Source organism: Kosakonia sp. CFBP8986, from assembly GCF_034044935.1.
GTDB lineage: Bacteria > Pseudomonadota > Gammaproteobacteria > Enterobacterales > Enterobacteriaceae > Kosakonia > Kosakonia cowanii.
On record NZ_JAXCXB010000019.1, the window covers coordinates 1 to 8,205 of the forward strand.

The following is an 8,205-nucleotide window of genomic DNA, read 5'->3' on the forward strand; positions in this document are numbered from 1 at the left end:
GTTATAGCGCTCTTTAAAACCCATCAGGCAAGCACTTATCAGAATTCTGTTTACCATTGTTAACTTAAATTTAGGGCACAGGAATGCCTGGATTATAACAATTTATATTTATCTATTCACATTCCTGCCTATGGATAACGCACCACACAAAAATGCATGGCCGCTTTTGGCACGAAGCGGACAAGCTAAGTGAGCTGAAGGTCCGCTTTAAGCAATAAACGGGCGATAGTGAGAACAGGATGAACCCTTCAGCATGCAGCGGCTAGGTTAGCGTGAAGGCACCGATGTGATTGTTTTGACCGGAGTTCAGATATGGGGCAGTCCGCTTTGTGCCATAAGCGGACGCTAATGATTCCTGTGAGAGTTATGTCAGAACAAATCCTAACTCTAAAAGAAGGGGTAAGTTTTCACCACCTTCATTATGTGGCAAGGCGTGATACGGTAAAGCAACTAAGCTTGCGGTTACTTGATTCAAAAACTATGTTTCATGATACGTATGCATCAGGACAGAAAAGCCTTGAAGAAAAAAAACGGAATGGTCAGGACAATCTGGATGCGTAATTCCCTGGGCCGGACCATGTCCTTTTTTTTGCTGGTAACCGTTCTTGCGGTGGTCTGCGTCAATATATGGACCCTCTGGAGTTCCTGGCAGTACAATCAGAAAATACGGGAAGGAGATGCCCGTAACTTGTCCGTCTCGCTGGCAAAGCAGGCGGAAGATGCCTTTTTGCAGGTCGATATTACGCTAGCTGACGCGGTCAGACAGCTCAGCCTTAACGGACTCCATTACGCAGTCACCCCCGCCTTCTCGCATCAGCTGAAAGAACAGCAGGGAAAGCTGAGCCAGTTGCATGGCCTTTTTATTTACGATGCGCAGGGAAAATGGATTGCCACGTCGGGCAATTACGTGCCAGCAAGAGGGAGCAACGCTGATCGGGAATATTTTATCTGGCACCGTACTCATTCAGATACCGGGGTGCATGTGAGTCGCGTTATCCGTAGTCGCTCGACGGGGGACCTGGTCATTCCGGTCTCGTTACGCCTGAATGATGCGTCCGGCCAGTTTGCTGGCGTTGCGCTGGCTACGGTAAAGGTGGACTACTTCCGGCAGTTCTACAGCTACTATACCTTGGGTGAACGCGATGTCCTGGCTCTGATACTGGCTGATACCTCTATATTGTATATCCGGCCTCTGCCGGAAACGGCTATTAATCGCAGCCTGTCCTCGAGTCCTCTGTTCACAAACGTTCTGAAAACATCGTCCAGTGGCAGCGCAACCTGGCGTTCAACGCTGGACGGTGTGGAGAGGCTATACGGCTATGCCCGCCTATCGCAGTACCCGCTCATTGTTACTGCTGGCTATGACCGAGATAAAATCCGGGCGGACTGGATCTCCGCCAACGTTGCTGACGTCGTGCTGAACTTAGTACTGCTGACCATGATCTCCGGTATGGGCATGTTTGTGCTCAGGCAGGTAAGAGTGAACGTCAAGAACCAGCTTGAGCTGACGCAAGTCAGGGACGAGCTGACCACCATAAACCATACGTTGCAGGCGCTGGCACTGATCGACGGGCTAACCGGGCTGGCCAATCGCCGTCAGTTCGACGTTATGCTGGCGCAGGCTCTGAAGCGCTCATATAAATCAGGTGAACCCGTATCACTCATCATGTTCGATGTTGATTTTTTCAAGCGCTATAACGACGCGTATGGGCATGTGGCTGGCGATGCCTGCCTGCGGCAGGTGGGCACTATCCTGAAAGACGTCACCCAACGTCAGGGAGATGTGGTGGCCCGTTATGGTGGAGAGGAGTTTGCCTTTATTCTGCCTCTTACCGGCGAACCTGATGCGAAAAAAGTGGCGGAGCGGGCGGTGAAAGCCGTTATGGCTGCCAGGATACCCCATGAAAGATCCGTACTTCCTGAAGGTGTGGTCACCCTCAGCGCCGGATACAGCACCCTGATTTCAGATGGCCATGCAGACCAGTCGGAGCGGCTTAAGCATCTGGCTGACAAAGCACTATACGAAGCAAAGCGCAAGGGTCGCAACCGGGTTTGTGGCATAGGTTAAAAGGTTTTATGCCGGCAATTTCAACTGTAGACTCAAGCTCAGCGCGTCCTTATTTTAAGCGGAATTTATGGCCGGTAAGTCTGCTTTTTGCTTGAGGGGGACATTCATCCCGCTCTCGCTGGACAGATTTCCCGGTTAATACGGAGGCTGCTCCAAGTGGGTCGCACTGGCCACTGCTTTAGTGCCCTAAGATAACCTCTTCATTCAGGTACACGATTGGGAAAAGAGGGCTACTGTAATGGAAAAGCATTTCTGAAACAGAAAAGGCCTTTTCAGATCGGGTAAATTATTTCGGTTTGCATCAGGGCAGGAAGGAAATTGTGGCGTATTATGTATCACTGGTGTGTTAGACAGCCTTCCTTTTACAGAAATTCACTGGAGTACTCATGAGCAGAAAAAAGCATGGAAATGAATTTGACATAATACTCGGTCAGGCCATTGTCATGTTGCTTGATGAGGAGGTTGATATTACTTATTCCTCGCTACTTCAGAAACTAAAAACCTTGCTTGAAACAGCAAAAGAATTCCGGAAAATAGAAGCCATACGCGAAATCATTGCTAAAATAACAGCGGAAGAGAATTACCAAAAAGGCATCTGAATTGGGACGAAGCTGACCCCGCATCAGCTTAAAACGGGAAAAGACATCCTTAAATTGACAGTTCTGACAGCAGTTGCCGACCATAGTCTGTGAGCAGGAATGTCAGGTATATTACTCTGTTTTGTTACTCATCATACGAATGGCTTCATCATACAGCATTCTCATCCCATCCACAGACTTCTCCCTGCCAAGACTAAGCTGCGTCAGTATGTTGTCTTCATCTACTGGCTTTCCTGACGCCAGCAGACTTGAGGCTGCATGTCCTAATATTGCGTAAATATCATATTTGCGTTCTGAGTTTTCGACGTTCATTCATTACTCTCCATACTATACACTGATAAAAAGGTATTCGGTTGATTCATTTCCTGACAACGAGTGGTATTGCATACGCCATACATCTGAAAGACTATACTAGGAGCAAGGGCAAAAAATTATACGACTTATCCTAAGTTCGAGCATATAACGCCGGTGTCCAGGTCTGATACAAGGCCATTAATTCGAAGGCGGTTATACTCAGATTTGCAGGGGCGGGCTTAAATATCATCAGTAGAACTGGTACTAAACATCCAGAAACCCGAGAAGGGCTTATGCAAGGTGCAGATACCCGAAGATACCCTCTTCACTTGCAACCAGACATTGTGACTGAAAAGAACTTTTATCGAGAGAGAGGCATATGAAGGCCAGTTTTGAGCGAAAAGCAGACATAGGGGAAATGAATTTGCAGTCTGCTCAATTAACCAAAGACAATACCGAAGCGAGCCACATATCTGACTCGCATCAAAAAGATTTAATGAGGTGAGGATCTTGAAAAAATATTTATTACCAGAACTCCAGAGATAATCAGGAACATACCTGCTATTGCCGGAAAATCAAGCTTTTGCCCACTTACCAACCAGCCTAAAAGGCTAATCAGTACGATTCCAGCACCTGACCAGATTGCGTATGCAATACCTGTAGGCATACTCGACAGCGTCTGGGCGAGAAGATAGAAAGCAGTACAATAGCAAACGATAGTTCCTACAGATGGCCAGAGGCGTGTAAATCCTTCAGAGTATTTCATCAAAGTTGTACCAATAACTTCAGCTACGATAGCCCCACTAAGCAATATGTATGTATTCATAATCTGGCCCCTATGTAATAAAAACAAAGAATCATTATACCACATAGGGTTAGGTGTGCCTGAAGGAAGCGAACACTACCTGTATTGGGTAGTATAAATGAACTAAGGTCTTACTTTAGCCATAGTTAGTTTCGTAAAAAAGAGCTTCGGTGATTTATCGGATATCAAGAACAATAACGTCCGCTTTTGGCACATAGCGGACATTGGCACTATTGTATAGTTATTGGGAATATCAGCATGGCACTATGCGATCAACCCAATTAAATGGCATCACCAGTTGCTTGCCACTCTCTTGGTAAAGACTTAATTGGTTGGAATTGATACCAGCAGACCACCCCTCAATTTTTCTGCCATCGACCATGTACACTCGAAACAGCTTCTCATTCTGATGTACCTAGCGACAGACTTTAAAGAAGACGCGCTTAGATGGCTGGTTTTGGTACTAAGCCTCTCGTGCCGAACAAAAATACAATTACAAACCAGTCACTTACAGCTGTTTTTTATGCCTTTAATTTGCACAGCGCAAAAAAAGTAAACCCCTGCCATATAGTTAAAATTATCGCCAGTATTCCCCTGCATCTACTTCGGTTGCAGACGACTTGATACACCGTAATGTGATTAATATTATGATCTTGCCTGAATTGATTACTGGAGGGGCTAAGGTGGGCTGGAGGTTACTGATAGGGCTTCTTTTTGGTACTGCCATCGGGATTGCATTATTTGGATTGATTTTCTCACTCAAGCAGTTGTAGTGAGGCCGCGGCGCTCTTGCATTGTGTCCCAGTCAGATTGCGGATAGCCAGAAACGCAAAAACCCGCTCAGAGCGGGTTTTTTATCACATACACTTATCTGCTCAGGTTCAGACCGTCATCGCTGTCGTAAGTGTTCGTGTAAGTATTATCAGCTTTTAAAGCGCAACGACATTTCCGGCTGCAGGACCTTTGGCACCATTCTCGAGCGAGAACTCGACCTTTTGCCCCTCATCGAGCGTTTTGTAATCGCTGCCCAGAATAGCAGAGAAGTGTACAAACACATCCTTACTGCCATCAGTTGGGGTAATGAAGCCGAAGCCTTTCTCAGAGTTAAACCATTTTACTAAACCAGTCATTTTATTAGACACAGATATTTCCTTTAATTTTCTTGAGCCACATGTTGTGGCGAACATGGCCTGCTTGCAGATGATGACTTATGGGGGCACTTAGGAGAAGGCTCATGCAGAGGAGTATCGAAGGATAACGCTTGAAATGAGGACTGCTTTACTAAAACTGCTTACATAAGGTCTGTTTGCCAAACCGTGAAAGTATGATGGACTGTTACGCAGCATTAAGCAAGGCTGTTTTTGTCAGCAAACCGCAGAATTGCTTTACAAAAGGGAGATGATGAAGCTGGAGAGTAACGACTCAGAAAGGGAGTAACTCTTAAAAGCCCTGGCCATTGCAACCAGGGCTTTTAAGGTACTACGGACTTCAGAATTAACATTAATGAACTTTCTTGAGATTTACTGCCATTTGTACTACTTACAAATGCACCCGTTTACTACAGATAATTTTGGGCATTAATACTAAAAAATCTCCCTCTATTTATCCTGATACACACCTTGCCATCCATTCCTGAACGGCAACTTAAACGAGTACATTCCCCATTGCGACATCTACTCTTTGATGCGTTGCCCTTTGCTGTCAGGACCATAACAAAATCGACAGCATGAACTCTAAAGGCCTTACATCGTCGCACTTACACTACCATTTTGCGAACCAGCACATCACTACAAGGCCTGAAAGCATACTACACCCCAAACTACAAACTTCGTGGCCTTTACTGCAAAATGGCTAACCCCAGTACTGCTACTAACCGTCAACTTTTCTCTGTGCTGTTAAGTTGTAATTTACGCATTCACAAAGCTGAGTCAATACTGTTTTTAAAGACATGTTTTTATTAACAGCTCTGGCATTTCTGACAGTTAAGGCCCCTTCTCATTCAACCTGCTACGCGAGAACTCTTCCCGTATTTCCTTATAGCTCCTTTCACAATGAAATACCTCCAGAATGCCAAACCATCCCTTATCCCGGGCTGAACGTCTTAATTTGTTATCGTCTCTCCAGCGGCGCCTAAGTTTTTGTATCCACAACCAACGTTTAATTTTGAGCACTCTAGTTCGGTTCATTGCTTAATTATAAAATCACGAATTAGCTGGTTTACACTCGCGCCATGGCATGGATGAAACTGACCTCTGTAACACAGGTGGTATAGCAGCAAATAATGACAGTTCCACGCTATGTTATGTTCAGACCGCCGCACGGTTTCAGAAAGTACATACTTAACAAAACACAAATGCAATTCAATAATTTCACGACAATTTTGAGATTTTCTTCAGCTTCATTCCGGCAGAATTGGGATGGTGTTGCTGCGTATCCCTTTGCCCGCGTTAGCGGCTGCAATAATAGTTTTAACAGTACTGTTTATAGTTTCCTGCTGATACTCGCCTGCCCCCCTGGCCTAGAAGACATGCATCTTTTCCAGCAGTGAATCCGTTGTGATGGGTAAGTCGGCAGCCAGCAACTCCATGACTGCCTCACTTAATATACAGTTACTTTGCTTCAGTTCATCGATTCTGTGCATGTTATACCATGACTCTCATGGGTTAGCTTTCAACGCTTGAGCGGAGAAGTACAGCTGTAATGATATATCAGAAATATAACTTTATGGGCTGGTATTTGATTGGGCCACTATTGGCATCATCACAGGCTGGCTTTTTTATTTAAGCGCCCTGCGCCAGGGCAGACACGAGCGCCTTAAGCTGTGCCACTTCTCCCTTCAAACCGGAAATCTCGGCCTCATGTAGCTTCGCCAGCTCTATCAGGTATGGTGTGATCCCTGCATAGTTGACCGCGCGTAAATCATCAATCGGATTGTTTTCGAGGTCGTGGGCGCCGAAATCATTTTTTGAGACTGCTTCAGGAGCCACCAGCTCAAGCTCCTGGGCAAGGATCCCCGCCTCTTCGGTATAAAGCGGTTCGGCGACGTCATAGAGATTGTATCTCTTCTTGAAGGTATACCCGGTGATTGCACTGATTACGTCACGCGCATTGGTGATCGGTTTTATATCCTTCTTGATCCTGACATCGGATGTGCTCTGCCACAGCTGCCCCGTAGCGGTTCCGTTTGTCTGGAAAGCGTAGTTAGCGCCCCCTGCTTTGTTGCTCGCCAGAATAAAGTGCTGGGCACCACTCGCTCCGAATCCCAGATAAGCCAGTGGATTTTCAGACGCATCCCTGAAACGTATATAGCCAAGGCCACTCGTCGGATTGGTGCGTATCACCAGTGGCTGCTCCGCACCCGCTTTTGTCTCGATAGTGCCAAGAGAAGCTGTTCCACCGGTGATGGTCACCGCGTCAGAACTAAGGCTGGTGAATGTCCCGGATCCACCAGTTATGTTTACCGCGTCAGAACTCTGGGTGGCCATACTTCCCAGCCCCAGACTGGTGCGTGCTCCTGCTGCCGTCTTTGCGCCGGTACCGCCCTGAGCAAGTGTGATCGCTGTTGTCAGTCCGTTCAGGCTGGTTATGTCGGAGTTAGCCCCCTTCTTCGCCAGCGATTTCTGACCGGGCACGGTAACGGGCTGACCGTTGATGGTGATGGTCACATCACCGCTGCTGTTCATCACGTCAGCAAAGCCGCCCATATACCGCTGGTACATGCTGAACGTCTCGGCGATATCCTGTGCCAGGCCATCCACGCTCAGGCTGTCGCTCAGCAGGATGGCGAACTTCGTGCCGGCGGGAATCGCAGGGCTGGCCGCCGGGGTCACTGTGAGGCTGGTCGCGCTGTCGACTGAGGTGATCTGGAAAGCCTGCGCCGGGCTGGTCAGTGCCAGCACCGTGCAGCCGTTACGAATGAGGGAGCCTGCTGCGGTGAAATTCGTGCCGGTGCCGGTCAGCGTGTTGCCGCTGACTGCAATTGAGCCAGTTGTGTAAATCATGTTTTCTCCGGGCATGGCGCCAGAATACGGCGCACGTATAAACGATCGATAAAGTCGATCAATCAGGAAATATTGATCTGTTTAATCTATTTAGCGCCTGACCAGGCGGCCAATAGAATGGATTCACATCCATACGGTTCAGGGAATAAAGATGAAAATGATTAACGCTGCGGCGGTTGTGCTGGTTTCGTTAATGGCATCAGGCTGCGCCAGCAACACGCCCCCGCTGTGCTATAACGAGGCTGTGGTGATGAAAAACCGGGTGTCGGTTCCGGTATTCGGCATAAGAAAACCGGTCAGCACCACCGAATATCTCTCCGGCGGCAGCTTCGGTTATCAGTGGGTTGAGCGGAGTGCTTTTACAGACACCTCGGCCTGCGACAGGCTGCCGGTGACTGAGTGACAGTATCAGGTGATGCCCAGCGCATTTTTGTAGTA

The 8,205-nt window shown here is 47.5% G+C and carries 7 protein-coding genes and 1 pseudogene; 3 read left to right on the forward strand and 5 right to left on the reverse strand.

The window, feature by feature from the left end:
• The first annotated feature begins 553 nt into the window (after nucleotides 1-553).
• Nucleotides 554-2,068 (forward strand): sensor domain-containing diguanylate cyclase, encoded by a 1,515-nt coding sequence (locus SOM48_RS22510; RefSeq protein WP_320513057.1) that lies wholly within the window; start codon nucleotides 554-556, stop codon nucleotides 2,066-2,068.
• Nucleotides 2,069-2,454: 386 nt separating this feature from the next.
• The gene (locus SOM48_RS22515) at nucleotides 2,455-2,667 is read left to right on the forward strand and encodes a hypothetical protein (protein ID WP_320513058.1); all 213 of its coding nucleotides are present in this window, start codon (nucleotides 2,455-2,457) and stop codon (nucleotides 2,665-2,667) included.
• Between the two features lie 111 nt (nucleotides 2,668-2,778).
• Here SOM48_RS22515 and SOM48_RS22520 read toward each other — a convergent pair whose 3' ends face one another.
• The 5 genes and pseudogenes from SOM48_RS22520 to SOM48_RS22535 all read right to left on the reverse strand — a co-directional run bounded on the left by SOM48_RS22520 (nucleotide 2,779) and on the right by SOM48_RS22535 (nucleotide 7,767).
• A complete protein-coding gene (locus tag SOM48_RS22520; protein WP_320513059.1) occupies nucleotides 2,779-2,979 on the reverse strand; it encodes a hypothetical protein in 201 nt (66 codons plus the stop codon).
• Nucleotides 2,980-3,454: 475 nt separating this feature from the next.
• Complete coding sequence (locus SOM48_RS22525; protein ID WP_312480702.1) at nucleotides 3,455-3,787, reverse strand: EmrE family multidrug efflux SMR transporter; 333 nt, start codon at nucleotides 3,785-3,787, stop codon at nucleotides 3,455-3,457.
• 232 nt (nucleotides 3,788-4,019) lie between these two features.
• Nucleotides 4,020-4,166 (reverse strand): annotated as a pseudogene (locus tag SOM48_RS22745) (transcriptional regulator); the annotation flags it as partial.
• A 529-nt stretch (nucleotides 4,167-4,695) separates the two neighbouring features.
• A complete protein-coding gene (cspE, locus tag SOM48_RS22530; protein WP_320513060.1) occupies nucleotides 4,696-4,908 on the reverse strand; it encodes a transcription antiterminator/RNA stability regulator CspE in 213 nt (70 codons plus the stop codon).
• A gap of 1,638 nt (nucleotides 4,909-6,546) precedes the next feature.
• The gene (locus SOM48_RS22535) at nucleotides 6,547-7,767 is read right to left on the reverse strand and encodes a tail fiber domain-containing protein (protein WP_320513061.1); all 1,221 of its coding nucleotides are present in this window, start codon (nucleotides 7,765-7,767) and stop codon (nucleotides 6,547-6,549) included.
• A gap of 151 nt (nucleotides 7,768-7,918) precedes the next feature.
• Here SOM48_RS22535 and cor point away from each other — a divergent pair, with 151 nt between their 5' ends.
• On the forward strand, nucleotides 7,919-8,170 hold the full coding sequence (gene cor, locus SOM48_RS22540; RefSeq protein WP_054803319.1) for a phage exclusion lipoprotein Cor: 252 nt from the start codon (nucleotides 7,919-7,921) through the stop codon (nucleotides 8,168-8,170).
• Nucleotides 8,171-8,205: the final 35 nt, after the last annotated feature.